The 19,449-nt window shown below is 69.7% G+C and carries 18 protein-coding genes; 12 read left to right on the plus strand and 6 right to left on the minus strand.

Features of this window, described 5'->3' with window-relative positions:
- Positions 1 to 58: 58 nt before the first annotated feature.
- Both AS594_RS23705 and AS594_RS23710 read right to left on the minus strand, forming a co-directional pair.
- Positions 59 to 1,270, minus strand: a complete 1,212-nt coding sequence (locus AS594_RS23705; protein ID WP_069928907.1) for an alpha/beta hydrolase — start codon at positions 1,268 to 1,270, stop codon at positions 59 to 61.
- 86 nt (positions 1,271 to 1,356) lie between these two features.
- Complete coding sequence (locus AS594_RS23710) at positions 1,357 to 2,049, minus strand: TetR family transcriptional regulator (protein WP_069928908.1); 693 nt, start codon at positions 2,047 to 2,049, stop codon at positions 1,357 to 1,359.
- A 117-nt stretch (positions 2,050 to 2,166) separates the two neighbouring features.
- Between AS594_RS23710 and AS594_RS23715 the strand changes: the two genes are divergently transcribed.
- The 3 genes from AS594_RS23715 to AS594_RS23725 all read left to right on the plus strand — a co-directional run bounded on the left by AS594_RS23715 (position 2,167) and on the right by AS594_RS23725 (position 4,653).
- Entirely contained in the window at positions 2,167 to 3,774 is a 1,608-nt protein-coding gene (locus AS594_RS23715; protein ID WP_069930730.1) for an MFS transporter, read from the plus strand.
- Positions 3,775 to 3,923: 149 nt separating this feature from the next.
- Entirely contained in the window at positions 3,924 to 4,307 is a 384-nt protein-coding gene (locus tag AS594_RS23720) for a peptidase inhibitor family I36 protein (RefSeq protein ID WP_069932257.1), read from the plus strand.
- 82 nt (positions 4,308 to 4,389) lie between these two features.
- Positions 4,390 to 4,653, plus strand: a complete 264-nt coding sequence (locus tag AS594_RS23725; RefSeq protein WP_069930731.1) for a hypothetical protein — start codon at positions 4,390 to 4,392, stop codon at positions 4,651 to 4,653.
- On the opposite strand, the gene AS594_RS23730 is transcribed toward AS594_RS23725, so the two are convergent.
- Positions 4,635 to 5,465, minus strand: a complete 831-nt coding sequence (locus AS594_RS23730; RefSeq protein WP_069935347.1) for a potassium channel family protein — start codon at positions 5,463 to 5,465, stop codon at positions 4,635 to 4,637. The two genes, AS594_RS23725 and AS594_RS23730, sit on opposite strands and share 19 nt — an antisense overlap.
- A gap of 71 nt (positions 5,466 to 5,536) precedes the next feature.
- Positions 5,537 to 8,269 (minus strand): pyruvate dehydrogenase (acetyl-transferring), homodimeric type, encoded by a 2,733-nt coding sequence (gene aceE, locus AS594_RS23735; protein WP_069928911.1) that lies wholly within the window; start codon positions 8,267 to 8,269, stop codon positions 5,537 to 5,539.
- 432 nt (positions 8,270 to 8,701) lie between these two features.
- Here aceE and AS594_RS23740 point away from each other — a divergent pair, with 432 nt between their 5' ends.
- The 6 genes from AS594_RS23740 (at position 8,702) to AS594_RS23765 (ending at position 13,279) form a co-directional block, all read left to right on the plus strand.
- Positions 8,702 to 9,130 carry a DUF3052 domain-containing protein gene (locus AS594_RS23740; protein ID WP_069928912.1) on the plus strand — a complete coding sequence of 143 codons (429 nt, stop codon included), beginning with the start codon at positions 8,702 to 8,704 and terminating at the stop codon, positions 9,128 to 9,130.
- 139 nt (positions 9,131 to 9,269) lie between these two features.
- A complete protein-coding gene (locus AS594_RS23745) occupies positions 9,270 to 9,749 on the plus strand; it encodes a peroxiredoxin (RefSeq protein WP_069928913.1) in 480 nt (159 codons plus the stop codon).
- Positions 9,750 to 9,947: 198 nt separating this feature from the next.
- Positions 9,948 to 10,523 (plus strand): TerD family protein, encoded by a 576-nt coding sequence (locus AS594_RS23750; protein ID WP_028811193.1) that lies wholly within the window; start codon positions 9,948 to 9,950, stop codon positions 10,521 to 10,523.
- A gap of 104 nt (positions 10,524 to 10,627) precedes the next feature.
- Positions 10,628 to 11,203 (plus strand): TerD family protein, encoded by a 576-nt coding sequence (locus tag AS594_RS23755; RefSeq protein ID WP_069928914.1) that lies wholly within the window; start codon positions 10,628 to 10,630, stop codon positions 11,201 to 11,203.
- Between the two features lie 49 nt (positions 11,204 to 11,252).
- The gene (locus AS594_RS23760) at positions 11,253 to 12,410 is read left to right on the plus strand and encodes a DUF475 domain-containing protein (protein ID WP_069928915.1); all 1,158 of its coding nucleotides are present in this window, start codon (positions 11,253 to 11,255) and stop codon (positions 12,408 to 12,410) included.
- 125 nt (positions 12,411 to 12,535) lie between these two features.
- Positions 12,536 to 13,279 (plus strand): TerD family protein, encoded by a 744-nt coding sequence (locus AS594_RS23765; protein WP_069928916.1) that lies wholly within the window; start codon positions 12,536 to 12,538, stop codon positions 13,277 to 13,279.
- A gap of 22 nt (positions 13,280 to 13,301) precedes the next feature.
- On the opposite strand, the gene AS594_RS23770 is transcribed toward AS594_RS23765, so the two are convergent.
- Positions 13,302 to 14,144 (minus strand): TerD family protein, encoded by an 843-nt coding sequence (locus AS594_RS23770; protein WP_079148742.1) that lies wholly within the window; start codon positions 14,142 to 14,144, stop codon positions 13,302 to 13,304.
- A gap of 167 nt (positions 14,145 to 14,311) precedes the next feature.
- Here AS594_RS23770 and AS594_RS23775 point away from each other — a divergent pair, with 167 nt between their 5' ends.
- The 3 genes from AS594_RS23775 to AS594_RS23785 are packed head-to-tail and all read left to right on the plus strand — an operon-like array spanning position 14,312 to position 18,799.
- Positions 14,312 to 15,472: an HpcH/HpaI aldolase/citrate lyase family protein gene (locus tag AS594_RS23775; RefSeq protein WP_069928918.1), complete on the plus strand. Its 1,161-nt coding sequence runs from the start codon at positions 14,312 to 14,314 to the stop codon at positions 15,470 to 15,472.
- A 1-nt stretch (position 15,473) separates the two neighbouring features.
- A complete protein-coding gene (locus tag AS594_RS23780; protein WP_069928919.1) occupies positions 15,474 to 17,975 on the plus strand; it encodes a phosphoribosyltransferase in 2,502 nt (833 codons plus the stop codon).
- Complete coding sequence (locus tag AS594_RS23785; protein WP_069928920.1) at positions 17,972 to 18,799, plus strand: HAD family hydrolase; 828 nt, start codon at positions 17,972 to 17,974, stop codon at positions 18,797 to 18,799. Before AS594_RS23780 ends, AS594_RS23785 begins: the two co-directional genes overlap by 4 nt.
- On the opposite strand, the gene AS594_RS23790 is transcribed toward AS594_RS23785, so the two are convergent.
- The gene (locus tag AS594_RS23790) at positions 18,768 to 19,394 is read right to left on the minus strand and encodes a DedA family protein (RefSeq protein ID WP_069930732.1); all 627 of its coding nucleotides are present in this window, start codon (positions 19,392 to 19,394) and stop codon (positions 18,768 to 18,770) included. The genes AS594_RS23785 and AS594_RS23790 overlap by 32 nt on opposite strands.
- Between the last annotated feature and the right edge of the window lie 55 nt (positions 19,395 to 19,449).

The following is a 19,449-nucleotide window of genomic DNA, read 5'->3' on the forward strand; positions in this document are numbered from 1 at the left end:
GGGCGATCCCCGGGCCATGCTCCGGCCGCACTCCGGTCGTCACGAGGTTCTACGCGCGTCAGTTCGCTTCCGCGCCGGAAATTCCACTCCGGCAGGCTCCGTCGCCGCCCGCGCAGCTGACGGTGGAGTACGAGCCGACGCCTATGCCGGCGAAGTTGCTCAGGCTTTCCGTACCCGGCTCGAAATAGCCGGTATGTCCCACCGCGCCGGCGGCCGAGACGACCCGCGCCCCGAACTCCGGCGTCATGGGATCGGCGCCGTGCCCGAGCCCGCCGACCTCCAGGTAGGGCACGTCCTGGATCCAGTCGTCCCTGTCGCGGGCGGCCCACACCCGCGCCCCGGTACCCAGTTCCTTCGCGCTCTCGACCCGCATGCCCGGACTGCCCGCGACCGCGATGTCGGAGACCCTGGACGGCAACGCGCCGGCGGCGACTCCGCACACCACCGAGCCGTAGCTGTGGCAGAAGAGCGACACCTTCGAGTCTCCGGGCAGCGCCCGCACGAGGGAGCCGAGCCGCTTCGACCCGTCCCGGGCGAGCCTGCCGATGGCCGCGTCCATGCCGACGCCCACGGGCGAGGTGTAGTCGGCCCAGGCGATGACGGCGGTACGGGTACGGGGCGACGCGGCGCGCTCGGCGGCGTACAGCGACTTCGCCATGCCGACCGGCGCGGTGTACTTGCGGCGCGTCCGCTCGAAGTTGACCACGTTGGTGTCGACACCGGGGACCACGACCGAGACCCGCTCGGCGCGCCCGAGGTCGCCGAAGACCTCCGCGACCCGGCCGGAGCCGTCGGGGTCGAACGCGAGGATCTGCCGCCCCTCGCCCATCAGCGACGCGAAGCGGTGCATCCTGCGCCCCGCCGTCTGACGGCCTGCGGGAGTCAGACGTTCGTCGTGCATGCGCTCCCGCTCGACCGCCCGTGCCTGCGTGAGGGCCAGGTGATTGGCCCGGTAGCGGAGGGTGAGCGGGACGCCGTTGAGGTTGCCCACGACCAGCGGGTGGCGGTCTACGAGCCGGGCGCGCTGGGAAGCCGTGAGTCCGGCGAAGAAACGGGCCAGCCGCTCGGGCGCCGACCCGGCCGCCGGCAACGCGCGGCCGTCGACGCGGTCCCGCGCCCAGGCGGCCAACGACGCGCCTCGGAGGTCGGAGTCGCCGTTGTGGTGGCGTATCGCGGTCCAGCCCGTGGTGGCCAGCAGGACGAACACCACGGCGAGAGCGAGCAGCGCGCGCCATGCGTTGAGGGTGGGGGAGGAGTCGAAGGAAGTCACTGCTGGCCACCCTAGGAGAAGCGTGGGGCTCCCCGCGAAATCCGTGATGCGAATCACGTTTCAAGGCAGAAGTGGCTGAGGCTCCGTCACTCTTCGTGTGCGCCCGGCGCTCCCGGCGTACGCGCCGGAGCGCGCCAGTCCGCGGCGAGCGCCGGTTCGAGGTGGTCCAGGTAGAGCTCGGTCAGGGACCTGATGGACTCCATGCTGGCGTCCTCGCCCTGCCCCCACAGCCGCCCCGTCACCCGCATGACGCCGGTGAACGCCGCGACGGCGATGCGCGGCCGCGGGTCGGCGTCGAGGTCGACGCCCTCGCGGTCGGCGACGATCCGGGCGGTCCGCTCCTCCAGCTCGGTGGAGCGGCGGAGATGCGCCGCGAGCAGGGCGGGCGTCGACTCGATCATCAGGTAGGTGCGCATGTGCAGTTCGACCGGCACGACGGCTTCGATCGCCTCGCCGATGGTGTTCCATGCGCACAGCACGGCGTTGCGCATGGCGGCGAACGGGCGCTCCTCCGGGGGCCGTACGAGCAGTTCCGCCACGAAGTGCGACTCCACCATCTCCTGGACGGCGAAGGCGACTTCCTCCTTGCTGGCGAAGTAGCGGAAGAAGGTGCGCTGGGAGACGTCGACGGCGTCGGCGATCTCGTCGACGGTCGTGCGCTCGTACCCCTGGGTGGTGAAGAGCTCCAGCGCGACCCGCAGGAGGGCGTCGCGGGTGCGCTGCTTCTTGCGCTCGCGCAGCCCCGCCGTCGACGCGCCGGTCGCCTGCTGCTCGGTCATGCGTAGGTACGCCTCTTTCGCCTTTTGTCCAGCTCAGGATACCTGTGAGCTACGTGACAGTTACCGGCTTGTGAATTCGTTTGTCAACTGTCAGCGACTGTCACTAGCGTGGTCCGTATGACTAGTCAGACCACCATCGACAAGACGCCGCCGCCGCGGGATCCCGCGCCCGCGCCGGCCAAAGGGCTCCGGGGCCACCCCTGGCTGACGCTCTTCTCCGTGGCGATCGGCGTGATGATGGTCGCGCTCGACGGCACGATCGTCGCGATCGCCAACCCCGCCATCCAGAAGGACCTCGGCGCCTCCCTCGCCGACGTGCAGTGGATCACCAACGGCTACCTGCTGGCGCTCGCCGTCGCCCTGATCACCGCGGGCAAGCTCGGCGACCGCTTCGGCCACCGCCAGACCTTCCTCATAGGCATCGCGGGCTTCGCTCTCGCCTCCGGCGCCATCGGCCTCTCCAGCGAGATCTCCCTGGTCATCGCCTTCCGGGTACTCCAGGGACTGTTCGGCGCGCTCCTGATGCCGGCCGCGCTCGGCCTGCTGCGCGCCACCTTCCCGGCCGAGAAGCTGAACATGGCCATCGGCATCTGGGGCATGGTCATCGGCGCGTCCACGGCCGGTGGCCCGATCGTCGGCGGTCTGCTCGTCGAGCACGTCAACTGGCAGTCGGTGTTCTTCATCAACGTGCCCGTCGGCGTCGTCGCGCTGGTCTTCGGCCTGGTGATCCTCAAGGACCACCGCGCGGCCAACGCCCCGCGCTCCTTCGACATCCCCGGCATCGTGCTGCTCTCCGGCGCGATGTTCGCCATGGTCTGGGGCATCATCAAGGCCGGTGAGTGGGGCTGGGACAGCCCCAGCACGTGGGCCTGGCTGGGCGCTTCCGTCGCCCTCTTCGTCGTCTTCGCGGTCTGGGAGACGAAGGTGAAGGAACCGCTCATCCCGCTCGCGATGTTCCGGTCCGTCCCGCTCTCCGCGGGCGTCGTCCTCATGGTGCTCATGGCCATCGCCTTCATGGGCGGCCTGTTCTTCGTGACGTTCTTCCTCCAGGGCGTGCACGGCATGAGCCCGGTCGACAGCGGCCTGCACCTGCTGCCGCTGACCGGCATGATGATCGTCTCCTCGCCGCTGGCGGGCGTGCTCATCACCAAGTTCGGCCCCCGCGTCCCGCTGGTCGGCGGCATGGTCGCCACGGCCGCCGCCATGTTCGGCATGACCACGCTCACGGCCGACACGAGCACGCTGATGATGTCGCTGTGGTTCGGCCTCCTCGGCCTCGGCCTCGCGCCGGTCATGGTCGGCGCCACCGAGGTCATCGTCGGCAACGCGCCCATGGAGCTCTCCGGCGTCGCGGGCGGACTCCAGCAGGCCGCCATGCAGGTCGGCGGCGCGCTCGGCACCGCGGTCCTCGGCGCGATCATGTCCTCGAAGGTCAGTGCGGACTTCGCCGGCAACTGGAAGGAAGCGGGCATCCCGATCCCGGCCGACCCCAAGCTGGAGGAGGCGGCCGAGTTCGCCTCCGTACCGACCAAGGAACTGGCCAAGGCCGGCCTGGAACAGCCCCTGATCGACAAGATCGGTGGCGTCATCCATGACACGTTCGTGTCGGGCATGCACCTCGCCTTCACCGTCGCCGGCATCGTCGCGGTCGTGGCGGCGCTCGTCGCCACCCTGACCAAGCGCGGCGAGAACGCGGACGCGGCCGCGGGCGGCGCCCACATCTGACGTCAACCCCGTACGTACGACAGCCCCGCCGGACGCGTCCGGCGGGGCTGTCGCCTATGCGGGTGGAACAGCCCCGGGCGTCTTCCGCGGCGGCGTCCGCGCAGCTCAGTGTGGGCCAACCGATCCACACCACACGGGGGTTGATTCCGATGCGCACGACCGTTCCGATGCTGCGTACGACCGTCCTCGCGGCCGGCGCCCTGGCCGTCACCGCACTGCTGCCGCAGCCCGCCCAGGCCGGGCCGCCGCGCCTCGGCACCTGCGCGCCCGGCGAGCTCTGCCTGTGGCAGAAGCCGGACTTCAAGGGGGCGCGCCAGACCCACGAACTGTCCGTCGTCGACATCGAGAGCTGCGTTCCGCTCCCGCCCGGCACCGACGCCCAGGCCGTCGCCAACCGCACCGGGCGGCCGGTCACGACGTACCAGTCAGCCGAGTGCGCCGAAACGGGAGAATTCGAGACATACCCCGGCGGCGGGACCTGGGTGCCCCAATCGCCGTACCGCGTACGGGCGTTCAAAGTGTGGGAGAACTGAGGGGGATGCGCGCCGGAAAGCGGGGCAACCGGTGGTCAAGCCCGGATCACACGAATTCCAGGGCACGACCTAGGGAGTGACCATGGCGACCAACAGCCGCGCACACAGCTCGTCCAACACCAGCGCCCTCAGCTGGGTCTCGCTCATCTGCGGCATCGTCGGATTCTTCACCTTCGGCATCGTTCTCGGCCCCGTCGCGCTGATCACCGGCTGGATCGCCATGGGCAAGCGCTTCAACAGCGGCAACGTGCCCGCCATGATCGGCTTCATCCTCGGCCTGATCATCACCGTTCTCGCGATCGTCGCGCTGATAGGCGGCGCCGCCGTCTACGGCATGTCCATCTGACGCGTCTGTTCCGGAAGCCGCGGTGAGGGGGCCGTCCGCACGGGCGGCCCCTCAGCCGTGCCCGGCGCGGGGACCGGCGCCCCCGGCGCCCCCGACGTCAGCTCCGAGACCTGCGCCCGCAGGGCGCGCACCTCCGCCGTGAGCAGCTCGATCGCCGCCGTCTGACGGCGTTCCTCGACGTCGTCCCGCTCGAAGCGGGAGATGAACCAGGCCGCGATGTTCGCGGTCACCACACCGAGCAGCGCGATTCCCGAAAGCATCAGGCCCACCGCAAGCACCCGGCCGAGGCCCGTCGTGGGGGGGTGGTCGCCGTACCCGACGGTTGTCATCGTCGTGAACGACCACCACACGGCGTCACCCAGCGTCTTGATGTTCCCGTCCGGTGAGTCCCGCTCGACCTCCAGCACGGCCAGCGAGCCGAACATCAGCAGACCCACCACCGCGCCGCCCACGTATGTCGTGAGCTGTATCTGCGGCGCCATCCTGGCCCGCCGGCCGACCAGCAGCAGCGTGGAGACGAGCCGCAGCAGCTGGAGGGGCCGCAGCAGCGGCAGCAGCACGGCGAGCAGGTCCAGCGGATGGCTGCGGACGAACAGCCACTTGCCGGGGGACAGGACCAGCCGTACGACGTAGTCCAGGGCGAAGGCCCCCCACACCACCCACTCGGTCACCAGGCACACCTGGCGCACCAGTCCGTTGGCGTCGGGCGCCACTATCGGGACCGCGTACGCGAGAGCGAAGGCCCCGGCCAGCCCCAGCAGGAGCCCGTGTGTGCGCTCTTCCCACCGGGTCTGCGCCGTCTGCACCTTCATGCCCGCATCGTAGGGAACGCCGAAGGGCGGCGGGACCAGAGGGCCCCGCCGCCCTTCGCGACCGTGCCGTGCTACGCGTCGCCCCCGGCGGCACCGGGGTCCGCCGCCGTCACGTCCAGCAGCTGGTAGCGGTCCACCGCCTGCTTCAGCGCCGAGCGGTCGATCCTGCCGTCCCTGGCGAGCTCGGTGAGCACCGCCAGGACGATCGACTGCGCGTCGATGTGGAAGTACCGGCGGGCCGCCCCACGCGTGTCGGCGAAGCCGAAGCCGTCCGCGCCGAGCGAGGTGTACGGACCCGGCACCCAGCGGGAGATCTGGTCCGGAACCGAACGCATCCAGTCGGACACCGCCACGAACGGGCCCTGCGCGCCGGAGAGCTTCCGCGTCACGTACGGGACGCGCATCTCCTCCTCCGGGTGGAGCAGGTTGTACTCGTCCGCCTCGACCGCGTCGCGGCGCAGCTCGTTCCAGGAGGTGGCGGACCAGACGTCGGCCTTGACGTTCCACTCCTCCGCGAGGATCCGCTGCGCCTCGACCGCCCACGGCACCGCCACACCGGAGGCCATGATCTGGGCCGCGATCTCGCCCTTCTCGCCCTCCTTGAAGCGGTAGATGCCCTTGAGGATGCCCTCGGCGTCCACGTTCTCGGGCTCCGCCGGGTGCTGGATCGGCTCGTTGTAGACGGTCAGGTAGTAGAAGACGTCCTCGGCGTTCTCGCCGTACATCCGCCTCAGACCGTCCTGCACGATGTGCGCGATCTCGTACCCGAAGGCCGGGTCGTACGAGACGCAGCCCGGGTTCGTCGACGCGAGCAGCTGCGAGTGGCCGTCCGCGTGCTGGAGGCCCTCACCGGTCAGCGTCGTACGGCCGGCGGTCGCGCCCAGGACGAAGCCGCGCGCGAGCTGGTCGGCCATCTGCCAGAACTGGTCGCCGGTCCGCTGGAAGCCGAACATCGAGTAGAAGACGTAGACCGGGATCAGCGGCTCGCCGTGCGTCGCGTACGCCGAACCCGCGGCGATCAGCGACGCCGTGCAGCCCGCCTCGGAGATGCCGTCGTGCAGCATCTGACCGGTCGGCGACTCCTTGTACGCGAGCAGCAGGTCGCGGTCGACCGCCTCGTACTGCTGGCCCAGCGGGTTGTAGATCTTCGCACTCGGGAAGAACGCGTCCATGCCGAAGGTGCGGTACTCGTCGGGCGCGATCAGCACGAAACGCTTGCCGATCTCCTTGTCCCGCATGAGGTCCTTGAGCACGCGCACGAACGCCATCGTCGTGGCGATCGACTGCTGTCCGGACCCCTTCTTCGCAGCCGCGTACGTCTTCTCGACCGGCAGTGGCAGCGGCTTCGCCCGCACGACACGGGTCGGTACGTACCCGCCCAGCGCGTTGCGCCGGTCGTGCATGTACTGGATCTCCTCGGACTTGCGGCCCGGGTGGTAGTACGGCGGGTAGCCCTCGTCCAGCTGCTTGTCCGTGATCGGGATGTGCAGCCGGTCGCGGAAGCGCTTCAGGTCCTCGACCGTCAGCTTCTTCATCTGGTGGGTCGCGTTGCGGCCCTCGAAGTTCGGACCCAGCGTCCAGCCCTTGACGGTCTGGGCCAGGATCACGGTCGGCTGGCCCTTGTGCGCCTTGGCCGCCGCGTAGGCCGCGTACACCTTCTTGTGGTCGTGACCGCCGCGTCCCAGGTGCAGGATCTGGTCGTCGGTCATGTTCTCGACCATGGCCCGCAGGCGGTGGTCGTCACCGAAGAAGTGGTTGCGGATGTACGCGCCCGTCTCCGTGGCGTACGTCTGGAACTGGCCGTCCGGGGTCGTGTTGAGCTTGTTGACCAGCACGCCGTCGCGGTCCTGCGCGAGCAGCGGGTCCCAGCTCCGGTCCCAGACCAGCTTGATGACGTTCCAGCCGGCGCCGCGGAACTGCGACTCCAGCTCCTGGATGACCTTGCCGTTGCCGCGCACCGGGCCGTCGAGGCGCTGGAGGTTGCAATTGACGACGAAGGTCAGGTTGTCCAGGCCCTCACGGGCGGCGATGGAAAGCTGGCCGAGCGACTCGGGCTCGTCCATCTCGCCGTCGCCGAGGTACGCCCAGACATGCGACTTGGAGGTGTCGGCGATGCCGCGCGCCTCCATGTAGCGGTTCATCCGCGCCTGATAGATCGCGCCGAGGGGGCCGAGGCCCATCGAGACGGTCGGGAACTCCCAGAAGTCCGGCATCAGCCGCGGGTGCGGGTACGAGGACAGCCCGTACGGAGCCTTCGACTTCTCCTGGCGGAAGGCGTCGAGCTGCTGCTCGCTCAGCCGGTCCAGCAGGAACGCGCGGGCGTAGATGCCGGGGGACGCGTGCCCCTGGAAGAAGATCTGGTCGCCGCCGTCGCCCTCGTCCTTGCCCCGGAAGAAGTGGTTGAAGCCCACGTCGTACAGGGAGGCGGAGGAGGCGAACGTGGCGATGTGACCGCCCACGCCGATCCCCGGGCGCTGCGCACGCGACACCATCACGGCCGCGTTCCAGCGGGTCGCGTTGAGGACCTTGCGCTCGATCTCCTCGTTGCCGGGGAAGAACGGCTCGTCCTTGGTGGCGATGGTGTTGACGTAGTCCGTGCTGCGCATCTCGGGGACGGCGACGCGCTTCTCACGCGCCCGTTCGATGAGACGGAGCATCAGGTAGCGGGCGCGCTCGCGGCCCCGCTCGTCGACGGCGGCGTCGAGGGAGTCGAGCCATTCCTGGGTCTCTTCAGGATCGAAGTCCGGGACCTGGCTCGGAAGGCCGCCAATGATGATCGGATTACGATCGGATCCGGAAGCCACGCTGTTCCTTCGCTGGTTGGGTCTTGAGGGCTGTCGCGCCGCCTCCATCGTGTACCCCGGAATCGCAAACGTCATCTCTACCGAGGGGTAACCCCCACGCGGTACGAGGCTCGGCGTCAGCCCGAGGATGGGTCCGGCCAAATCGCAACCTTACGCCCAACACGTTTATGCGTTCGGTACGGCTGTTCGGGTCCGATTGGCCTACCGAAGCCGCGTAGGCTTACAAACGTGTCGCAATGGTGTGGGATGGATCACCGGGGCCGTCTCCGGCCGGGTCTGGAGTTGCGGTGAACCGGCCCCATCCGTCACCGTTTCGGCTGTCTCCACGGCCGGGTACTTGCGCGATCGGTCCCGCACGTGTGGACTACGGCCAACGCCCACGCACGCGCGTGGAGTGAAGGTATTCCCCAAAACATGATCAGGAGGCAATCCGTGAGCGCGACCGCGGACCACGCGGAGGAGCGGACCAACCCGGCAGTACGCCTGGGGTTCGTGCCCGGACAGGTGGTCCAGGAGATCGGCTACGACGACGACGTCGAGCAGGAACTCCGTGAGGGCATTGAGGCGATCACCGGCCAGGAAATCGTCGACGAAGACTACGACGACGTCGCTGACGTCGTTGTTCTCTGGTTCCGTGACGAGGACGGCGACCTTACGGACGCGCTGGTGGACGCCATCGGTCTGCTCGAGGACGGCGGCACCGTACTGCTGCTGACCCCGAAGACCGGCCGCGACGGCTACGTCGAGCCCAGCGACATCAGCGAGGCCGCCCAGACGGCGGGTCTGTCCCAGACCAAGACCGTCAGCGCGGGCAAGGACTGGAGCGCCGGCCGGCTGGTGACCCCCAAGGGCAAGCGCTGAGCCACCGCCGCGTCCGAGCAGACTCCTCATGAGCAGGCTGCGCCCAAGGCGAAACAGGGCCCCCTCCGACATCGGTCGGCGGGGGCCCTGTGCGTACGCTGGCCGGACACATACGGCCCAATGAGGGGGTAACGCATCCATGGCGGTCGAGGTGGGCGACAGGGCCCCGGACTTCGAGCTGAAGGACAACCACGGACGCGCCGTGACGCTGTCCGGCTTCCAGCTCTCCGGCGGCTTCCCCGGCGACGCCCGGAACGTGGTGCTGCTCTTCTACCCCTTCGCGTTCACCGGGGTCTGTACGGGCGAGCTGCGGGCGCTGCGCGAGGAGCTGCCGAGGTTCGTCAACGACGACGTACAGCTGCTCGCCGTGTCCACCGACTCCATCCACACCCTCCGCGTCTACGCCGAGCAGGAGGACTTCGAGTTCCCGCTGCTGTCGGACTTCTGGCCGCACGGTGAGGTCTCGCGCGCGTACGGGGTCTTCGACGAGGACAAGGGCTGCGCGGTGCGCGGCACCTTCGTCATCGACAAGGAGGGCGTGGTGCGCTGGACCGTGGTCAACGGCCTGCCCGACGCGCGGGACCTGAACGACTACCTCAAGGCGCTCGGCACGCTCTGACCGCCGGGACCGCCGGGACCGCGGGGACCGCGGGGACCGCCGGGACCGCCGGGACCCCGGACGTCCCGGCGTGAACGCCCGAAAAATCGGGACACCGGGCATGCTGCGTACGGGAACCGGTCACTAGGATCGACTCGTTGATCCGATGCCAGCGCATTACGGGGGTCCCTCGGCCCCTCGACACACATGGGAGGACTCGTGGGAGTCAGCCTCAGCAAGGGCGGCAACGTCTCGCTGACCAAGGCCGCCCCCAACCTGACCGCGGTCATCGTCGGTCTGGGCTGGGACGCTCGTACCACCACCGGGGGTGACTTCGACCTCGACGCCAGCGCCCTGCTGACCAACGCTGAGGGCAAGGTCACCAACGACGCGAACTTCGTCTTCTTCAACAACCTGAAGAGCCCCGACGGCTCGGTCGAGCACACCGGCGACAACACCACCGGTGAGGGCGAGGGCGACGACGAGGTCATCAAGGTGAACCTGGCGGGCGTACCGGCCGATGTCGCCAAGATCGTCTTCCCGGTCTCGATCTACGAGGCCGAGGCCAGGCAGCAGAGCTTCGGCCAGGTCCGCAACGCGTACATCCGCGTCGTGAACCAGGCCGACAACACGGAGCTGGCGCGCTACGACCTGAGCGAGGACGCCTCGACCGAGACCGCGATGGTCTTCGGCGAGCTGTACCGCAACCAGGCGGAGTGGAAGTTCCGGGCCATCGGCCAGGGTTACGCCTCGGGCCTGCGCGGCATCGCGCAGGACTTCGGCGTCAACGTCTGAGCCGAGCCCCGTCCCGTCCGGCGCCGCATACGCACACGCACGTGCGTGTGTGGCGCCGGACGCGCCTCACCACTCATTCCGTACCGCGGGGAGGAATCAAGATCATGGGCGTTACGCTCGCCAAGGGAGGCAATGTCTCCCTCTCCAAGGCCGCACCGAACCTCACCCAGGTGCTGGTCGGGCTCGGCTGGGACGCGCGCTCCACCACAGGAGCCCCCTTCGACCTCGATGCCAGCGCGCTGCTGTGCCAGAACGGCCGGGTGCTCGGCGACGAGTACTTCGTCTTCTACAACAACCTCAAGAGCCCCGAGGGCTCGGTCGAGCACACCGGTGACAACCTGACCGGTGAGGGCGACGGCGACGACGAGTCGATGATCATCGACCTCACCCTGGTGCCGGAGAGCTGCGACAAGATCGTATTTCCGGTCTCGATTCATGACGCGGACAATCGAGGGCAGACGTTCGGCCAGGTCAGCAATGCCTTCATTCGCGTGGTGAATCAGGCGGACGGTCAGGAACTGGCCCGCTACGACCTCTCCGAGGACGCGTCGAGCGAGACGGCGATGATCTTCGGTGAGGTGTACCGGTACGGCGGGGAATGGAAGTTCCGGGCCGTTGGACAGGGGTATGCGTCGGGTCTGCGAGGCATCGCCCTAGACTTCGGGGTCAACGTTTCGTAAAGCCGCGCACGGCGCGGGGGAGACCCGTACTTACACGATGGGGTAGCCAGTGGTTCTGAAAACCTTCGGCTGGTCGTTTGCCGTCACGGCACTCGGACTGGCTTTCGCCGCCTGGCAGTGGGGGTGGGAGGCGTTCGGGGTCGTACTGATCCTGTCGATCCTCGAAATCTCACTGTCCTTCGACAACGCGGTCGTCAACGCCGGAATCCTGAAGAAGATGAATGCCTTCTGGCAGAAGATCTTCCTCACGATCGGCATCCTGATCGCCGTCTTCGGTATGCGGCTGGTCTTCCCTGTCGCCATCGTCGCGATCAGCGCCAAGGTCGGTCCGATCGAGGCGATCCAGCTCGCGATGGACAAGCCCGAGCAGTACGAAGCCCTGGTCACGGACGCCCACCCGGCGATCGCGGCCTTCGGCGGCATGTTCCTGCTCATGATCTTCCTGGACTTCATCTTCGAGGACCGGGACATCAAGTGGCTCGGCTGGCTCGAGCGCCCGCTGGCCAAGCTCGGCAAGGTCGACATGCTGTCGGTCTGCATCGCGCTGATCGTCCTGCTCGGCACGGCGATGACGTTCGCGACGCACGCGCACACCAGCTCCGGCTATCAGGACAAGTCGGCCACGGTACTGCTCGCCGGCGTCGCCGGCCTGATCACGTACCTCGTCGTCGGCGGTCTCTCCAGCCACTTCGAGAACAAGATCGAGGAAGAAGAGGAGCGCGAGCACGAGGAGGAGGAGAAGGCCAAGGCGGAGGGCAAGGACCCGTCCCTCGTCGGTCTGGCGGGCAAGGCCGCGTTCTTCCTCTTCCTCTACCTGGAAGTCCTCGACGCCTCGTTCTCGTTCGACGGCGTCATCGGCGCCTTCGCCATCACGAACCACATCTTCTGGATGGCGCTCGGCCTCGGTATCGGCGCGATGTACGTACGTTCGCTGACGGTCTACCTGGTCCGCCAGGGCACTCTCGACGACTACGTCTACCTGGAGCACGGCGCGCACTACGCGATCGGCGCGCTGGCGGCCATCCTGCTGGTCACCATCGAGCACGAGATCAGCGAGATCATCACGGGTCTCGTCGGTGTCCTCCTGATCGCCGCCTCGTTCTGGTCCTCGATCCGCCGCAACAAGCGGCTCGAGGCCGCCGAGAGCGGCAAGGGACCGGACGGTCCGGCGCCGGGCGACAAGACTGAGGTCCAGTCCGGGGTGTGACCCGGCAGGGATTGAGGAACGCTCTGAAGCGGGGCGGTCACGAGGCGTCGGGCCTCGGGGCCGCCCCGCGAGGCTTTGCAAGCCTATGCGCGGGGGCTCACGAGACACCTGGGGGTGGGGGCGGTATGGCTATCTGGGACAGCCTGCGGAGGGACAGGGCGGCAGATCAGTTCGCGTCCGGCAACGCCGCGAGCAACACGATCGAACTGACCAGGAGGAACCCCTCGGTCTCGCTCGCCAAGCAGGGCGCGACGACCGGAAATCTGCGCGTCAACCTTTCGTGGCGGATGCGCACCTCGGACATCGGGGGCACGTCGTCGCGGCGCAGTGGCAGCCTGCTGCGCCGGCCGTTCAAGTTCTTCCAGCCGGAACTGGTGCAGGCCCACACCCAGGGCATGGTCAACGTGGACCTCGACCTGGGCTGCCTGTACGAGCTGACGGACGGCACCAAGGGGGTCGTGCAGCCGCTGGGCGGCTTCCTGGGAAGCCTGAACGCGCCGCCGTACATCAAGCTGAGCGGCGACGACCGGTTCGGCGCCCCGTCGGGCGAGACGATCTACGTCAACCTCGACCACCGCGAGGAGATCAGGCGACTGCTGGTCTTCGTCTACATCTACGACCAGACCCCGGCGTTCGACCGTACGCACGCCGTGGTGACCTTGTTCCCGGGCAACGGCCCGCGCATCGAGATCGAACTGGACGAACGCGCCCCGCAGGCGCGCTCGTGCGCCGTCTTCACCGTCGAGAACAGCAAGGGCGAGCTGATGGTGCGCCGCGAGGTGAAGTTCGTCTACGGCTTCCAGGCGGAACTGGACCGGCTGTACGGATGGGGCCTGCAATGGGGCCGCGGCTACAAGACGAAGGCGTGAAGAGCCCGCTTCCGGCCCGGATCTACTGGGCGCGTACGAACTGCGGCCCCTGCGGCGGCAGCCGGAAGTTCGGGTCGGGAGCGAAGGCGGCGGCAGCGGCCGGCTGCGGGTAGCCGTAGGCGGGCTGGGTCGACGCCGACTGCGGAAACCCGTAAGCGGGCGCGGCCGTGGCCGCGGCCTGGCCCTGGTCGGCGGCCGGCTGCGGGTACCCGTACGCGGGCTGCATGGGCTGCGTGGGCTCGGAGGGCGATGCCTGAGGCGGCGTCGCGGGCGCCGCACCGGCGCCGGACGCCTCCTCCGCCGCGTCTCCCGTCTCGTCCACGGAGATCCCGTGGTCCGTGGCCAGCCCGATCAGCCCGTTCGAGTACCCCTCGCCCAGCGCCCTGAACTTCCACCCCTCGCCGCGCCGGTACAGCTCCCCGCAGATCAGCGCGGTCTCCGCCCCCGTCTCGGGCCTGATCTCGAAGTACGTGAGCGGCTCGGCGCCCCCGGCGGCGGAGGCGTCGTACACCTCGATGCGCAGATCCCGTACGCGCTCGAACGGGACATCGTCCGTCGAGGCCACGATCAGTACCCGGTCCACGGCCGGTTCGAGTGCCGCGAGGTCCGTCTGCACCGAGTCGGTGACGCCGTCCGGGAGCCGCTTCTTGCCCAGGCTCCGCACCAGACCCGACGGGTGGCGGGGCTGGTTGTAGAAGACGAAGTCCTCGTCGGACCGCACGCGCCGGTCGACGCCGAGCAGCAGGGCCGAGGCATCCACTTCGGGGACGTCGGGGCCGGGGGTCCAGCGCAGCACAGCCCTTACGGCCGTGGCTTCGAGCGGGACGTTCGAGCCCTTCAGCATGGCGTGCGTCATGCCTGTCATCCTGCCCTCCCGGGGCTCCCACCGACAACGCGGGGGCCCATAGCCGCATATCTGCTTTCACGTGGGTAACCTGAAATTCACGTATGCGGGGAACTCTTGACACTGTCCCTACGTACTATTACCGGCCATACAACGATGGGCCGACACGGCAGCACGGGGGGATTTACATGCGTCATTTCGGGCATATCCCGCCCTCTGTCCGGGAGAATCTGTTCCACCAGGAGCCGGTCGCGTTCGACGCCGGGTCCTCGGCCCGCACGCTCTCCGCCGCTCTCGGCGCCACGCTCTACAGCCCCGCCACCCGGCCCCGGCTCGCCGGCGACGTCCTGAAGCAGGCGGGGCGCGGAGTCGTCTCCATGGTGCTCTGCCTGGAGGATTCCATCGACGACGCGGAAGTCGCCGGGGCCGAGGAGAACCTCGTCCGGCAGTTCGCGGAGCTCGAAGCGCTGGGCGCGGAGCTGCCGCTGCTCTTCGTCCGGGTCCGGGAACCGGGCCAGATTTCCGACCTCGTCCAGCGTCTCGGGACCTCGGCGCGGCTGCTGTCCGGATTCGTACTGCCGAAGTTCACCGAGGAGCGCGGCGTCGCGTTCCTGGAGGCGCTCACGGCCGCGGAGGCGGTGAGCGGACACCGGCTGTTCGCCATGCCCGTTCTCGAATCGCCGCAGCTGCTCCACCTGGAGACCCGCGCGGAGACCCTCCGCGGCATCGCCCGCACCATCGACAAGTACCGGGAGCGCGTACTGGCGCTGCGCCTGGGCGTCACCGACTTCTGCTCGGCGTACGGGCTGCGCAGGGCGCCCGACATGACGGCGTACGACGTGCAGATCGTGGCCGGGGTCATCGCCGACGTGGTGAACGTGCTGGGGCGCTCGGACGGCACCGGCTTCACGATCACCGGCCCGGTGTGGGAGTACTTCCGCGTCCAGGAGCGGATGTTCAAGCCGCAGCTTCGCCGCAGCCCCTTCGTGGGGCAGGCGGAGGCGCTGCGCGCGTCGCTCATCGAGCACGACATGGACGGGCTGCTGCGGGAGATCGCGCTCGACCGCGCGAACGGGCTGCTCGGCAAGACGTGCATCCACCCGTCGCACGTGCTGCCCGTGCACGCACTGTCGGTGGTCAGCCACGAGGAGTTCAGCGACGCGCAGGACATCCTGCGCCCCGAGCGGGACGGTGGCGGAGTGATGCGTTCCGCGTATACGAACAAGATGAACGAAGTGAAGCCGCACCGCGCGTGGGCCGAGCGCACATTGCTGCGCGCCGAGGTCTTCGGTGTGGCACGCGAGGACGTCGGCTTCGTAGAGCTGCTGACAGCGGGGACGGCCGGCTGAGATGGGAACGGACGACGTGGTGTGGTCGGGTACGTGGGTCGCGGAGCGGCTGGGCGTCGAGCTCGTCGCCGACGGCGGCGGACAGGGGTCCGGCGGCCTGCGGGACCTGCTGGGCCTGGCCCTGCGCCGCAACCCGAAGCGGGCCCATCTGCTGGTGTCGAACGTGCTGGGCAAGCACGTGCCGCAACTGCCGTCCCGGGTGTACGGGGCGGGGTTCGCGCTCGGCGAGGACGTCCGCAGGCTGCTGGGCGACGAGGCGGCCGCCCGCGCGGTGGTCCTCGGGTACGCCGAGACGGCCACCGGGCTCGGCCACGCGGTGGCCGACGGCGTCGGCACAGCGCCGTACCTGCACTCGACGCGCCGCCCGGTCGACGGCGTCGCCACGGCGGGCGGCTTCGAGGAGTCCCACTCGCATGCCACCTCCCACCTGCTGCTGCCGGAAGACCCAGCACTGCTGGCGGGCGACGGACCGCTGGTCCTGGTCGACGACGAGTTCTCCACCGGCAACACGGTGCTCAACACCATCCGCAGCCTGCACGAACGCTACCCGCGTGAGTGGTACGTCATCGTCGCCCTGGTCGACATGCGCTCGGCGCGGGACCGGGGGCGGCTGGAGGACTTCGCCCGTGAGATCGGCGCCCGGGTCGACCTGATCGCGACGGCGTCGGGCACGGTCCGCCTGCCCGAGGACGTACTGGAACGGGGCCAAGCCCTGGTGGCGCGGTACGAAGCCACCCCCGGCGCCGTCCCGGCGCGCACAGCGCCCCCCGGCGCGGCGCCCGTCCGCGTGGAGCTGAACTGGCCCGCGGGCGTGCCCGACGGGGGCCGGCACGGGTTCGGGCCCGCGCACCGGGCCGCGCTGGAGGCCGCGCTGCCGGGCATGGCGGACCGTATCGCCGGGGCGCTCCCCGAAGGCGCCCGCCGCGTACTCGTCCTCGGCTTCGAGGAGCTGATGTACGCGCCGCTCAGGCTGGCCACCGCGCTGGAGGAGCGCGTCGACGCCGAGGTGCGGTACTCGACCACCACGCGCTCGCCCGTCCTCGCCGTCGACGACCCCGGCTACGCCATCCGTACCCGCATCGTCTTCCCCGCGCACGACAACCCCGCCGACGGGCCCGGCGCGCGCTACGCCTACAACGTGGCGGGCGCCGGATTCGACGCCGTCGTCGCCGTGGTCGACTCCGCGGCCGACACCCCCGCGCTGCACGCCCCTGACGGCCTGCTCGCCGCGCTCGCCGCCCACACCGGGCACGTGGTGCTGGCGGTCGTCCCCTCGTACATACCCGGTGCGCCCGGCATACCCGGCGACGTACCCGAGCAAGCCCCCGGACGGCAGGAGCCGCACATGCCCGAACCTCTCCGCGGCCCCGCCTTCTCCTCCTACGCGGCCGAGGACGTGGGCTGGCTCCTCCAGGACCTCTCGGACATCCAGCTCGAAGCCCCGACGGAGGAGCGCGAGGAAGCGATCCAGAGCGGCGGCGCCCACTACGCCGAGTCGCTGCCCGTCGAGTACCAGCCGAGCGCCCAGTACCAGCAGCTCTTCAAGGCCGCCCTGGAGACCTCGGCCGCCCGTATCGCCCGGGCCGTCGCCACCGTCACCGAGACGGTCCTCGCCGAGCGCTCCCCCCGCCCCGTGCTGGTCTCCCTCGCCCGCGCGGGCACACCCGTCGGCGTACTGATGCGCCGTTACGGCCGCCACCGGCACGGTCTCGACCTCCCGCACTACGCCGTCTCCATCGTGCGGGGCCGGGGGATCGACGAGACCGCGCTGCGCTGGCTCGCCGCGCACCACGACCCGGCCGACGTCGTCTTCGTCGACGGCTGGACGGGCAAGGGCGCGATCACCCGCGAACTCGCCCAGGCCCTCGACGACTTCGCGGCCCGGACCGGCATCCACGGCTTCGACCCGGAGATCGCCGTCCTCGCCGACCCCGGCGGCTGCGTGAAGACGTACGGCACCCGCGAGGACTTCCTCATCCCGTCCGCCTGCCTCAACTCGACCGTCTCCGGCCTGATCTCGCGCACGGTCCTGCGCGCCGATCTGGTCGGCCCCGACGACTTCCACGGGGCGAAGTTCTACCGCGAGCTCGCCGGCGACGACGTGTCCGGTCTCTTCGTCGACACCGTCGCCGCCCGTTTCGACGAGGTGGCGGACGCCGTGGGCGCCGACGTCAAGGAACTGCTCTCGGCGGACCGCGCCCCGACCTGGGAGGGCTGGGCGGCCGTCGAGCGGATCAGCGAGGAGTACGGCATCCACGACGTCAACCTCGTCAAGCCCGGCGTCGGTGAGACCACGCGCGTCCTGCTGCGCCGCGTCCCCTGGAAGATCCTCGCCAAGCGCGGCGCCGGACCCGACCTCGACCACGTACGGCTCCTCGCGGAGCAGCGCGGGGTCCCGGTCGAGGAGGTCGACGGGCTCCCGTACACCTGCGTCGGGCTGATCCACCCCCAGTACACACGCGGCGCCACCGGCGCGGACGGCAAGGCGGTAGCAGCGAAGTGACCAGCCACCCTCCCGTCCTGATCGCCAGCGACCTCGACCGCACGCTGATCTACTCCACCGCGGCGCTCGGCCTGCGCATGCCCGACGCCGAGGCGCCGCGCCTGCTCTGTGTCGAGGTGTACGAGAGCAAGCCGCTGTCCTACGTCACCGAGACCGCCGCCGGCCTGATGGGGCAGCTCGCCGCCGAGACCTGCTTCGTGCCGACGACCACCCGCACCCGCGAGCAGTACCACCGCATCCGGCTCCCCGTTCCCACCCCGGCGTTCGCGATCTGCGCCAACGGGGGGCACCTGCTGGTCGACGGAGTGTCCGACCCCGACTGGCAGGTCCAGGTCGCCGCGAGACTGGCGGACGAGTGCGCCTCCCTGGCGGAGGTCCGCGCCCACCTCCTCGCCGCCGCCGACCCCGCCTGGCTGCTCAAGGAGCGGATCGCCGAGGACCTCTTCGCCTATCTCGTCGTCGAGCGCGCCCTGCTGCCGGACGAATGGGTCAAGGAACTAGGGGAGTGGGCGGAGGAACGCGGGTGGACGGTCTCCCTCCAGGGCCGCAAGATCTACGCCGTGCCGAAGCCGCTCACCAAGAGCGCGGCGATGCGCGAGGTGGCCCGGCGCACCGGTGCCACGCTCACCCTCGCCGCGGGGGACTCCCTGCTCGACGCCGACCTGCTGCTGGCCGCGGACCACGGCTGGCGGCCGGGACACGGCGAGCTGGCCGACACCGGCTGGACCGCCCCGCAGGTCACCGTGCTGCCCGAGGCGGGCGTCGCGGCGGGCGAGGAGATCCTGCGGTCCTTCATCCGCGCCGCCGGCCGGCACCCGGCCTGACCACCCGGCGGCCCACGAAGAGCAGTACCGCCAGCACGGCCCCCACGAGCACGACCTTCGAGTACGCCGAGACGTAACCCGTCACGTCCTGCCAGTTATCGCCCAGCGCGTACCCGGCGAGGACGAAGACGGTGTTCCAGATCGCGCTGCCGAGCGTGGTGAGCCCGAGGAAGACCGGCAGCGGCATGCGCTCCACCCCGGCGGGCACCGATATTAGGCTCCGGAAGACGGGGATCATCCGCCCGAACAGCACCGCTTTGGTCCCGTGCCGCAGGAACCACGCCTCGGTCCGTTCGATGTCGGACACCTTCACCAGCGGCAGCCTGGCGGCTATGGCCACGGTCCGCTCGCGGCCGAGCAGCGCCCCCACCCCGTACAGCGCGAGCGCGCCGACGACCGAGCCCGCCGTGGTCCACAACAGGGCGGCGACCAGGCTCATCCGCCCGGTACTGGCGGCGAACCCGGCCAGCGGCAGGATCACTTCGCTGGGCAGGGGCGGGAACAGGTTCTCCAGGGCGATGGCGAGGCCCGCCCCCGGCGCCCCCAGGGTGTCCATGAGGTCGCTGATCCACTGTGGTGCGCCGCTTCCGATCATGCGCGTCACAATAGAATTCCGCGCCTGAAGCCACGCTGAAGAAGCCCGCCGGCCA

It is taken from the genome of Streptomyces agglomeratus, assembly GCF_001746415.1.
In the GTDB taxonomy this organism is placed as follows: Bacteria; Actinomycetota; Actinomycetes; order Streptomycetales; family Streptomycetaceae; genus Streptomyces; species Streptomyces agglomeratus.

Coding starts and splice junctions, on each gene's coding strand:
- AS594_RS23710 (WP_069928908.1), bottom strand. CDS start 2,049: ATGACCGAGCAGCAGGCGACCGGCGCGTCGACGGCGGGGCTGCGCGAG.
- AS594_RS23715 (WP_069930730.1), top strand. CDS start 2,167: ATGACTAGTCAGACCACCATCGACAAGACGCCGCCGCCGCGGGATCCC.
- AS594_RS23720 (WP_069932257.1), top strand. CDS start 3,924: ATGCGCACGACCGTTCCGATGCTGCGTACGACCGTCCTCGCGGCCGGC.
- AS594_RS23725 (WP_069930731.1), top strand. CDS start 4,390: ATGGCGACCAACAGCCGCGCACACAGCTCGTCCAACACCAGCGCCCTC.
- AS594_RS23730 (WP_069935347.1), bottom strand. CDS start 5,465: ATGAAGGTGCAGACGGCGCAGACCCGGTGGGAAGAGCGCACACACGGG.
- AS594_RS23745 (WP_069928913.1), top strand. CDS start 9,270: ATGGCGGTCGAGGTGGGCGACAGGGCCCCGGACTTCGAGCTGAAGGAC.
- AS594_RS23755 (WP_069928914.1), top strand. CDS start 10,628: ATGGGCGTTACGCTCGCCAAGGGAGGCAATGTCTCCCTCTCCAAGGCC.
- AS594_RS23765 (WP_069928916.1), top strand. CDS start 12,536: ATGGCTATCTGGGACAGCCTGCGGAGGGACAGGGCGGCAGATCAGTTC.
- AS594_RS23770 (WP_079148742.1), bottom strand. CDS start 14,144: ATGACAGGCATGACGCACGCCATGCTGAAGGGCTCGAACGTCCCGCTC.
- AS594_RS23775 (WP_069928918.1), top strand. CDS start 14,312: ATGCGTCATTTCGGGCATATCCCGCCCTCTGTCCGGGAGAATCTGTTC.
- AS594_RS23780 (WP_069928919.1), top strand. CDS start 15,474: ATGGGAACGGACGACGTGGTGTGGTCGGGTACGTGGGTCGCGGAGCGG.
- AS594_RS23790 (WP_069930732.1), bottom strand. CDS start 19,394: ATGATCGGAAGCGGCGCACCACAGTGGATCAGCGACCTCATGGACACC.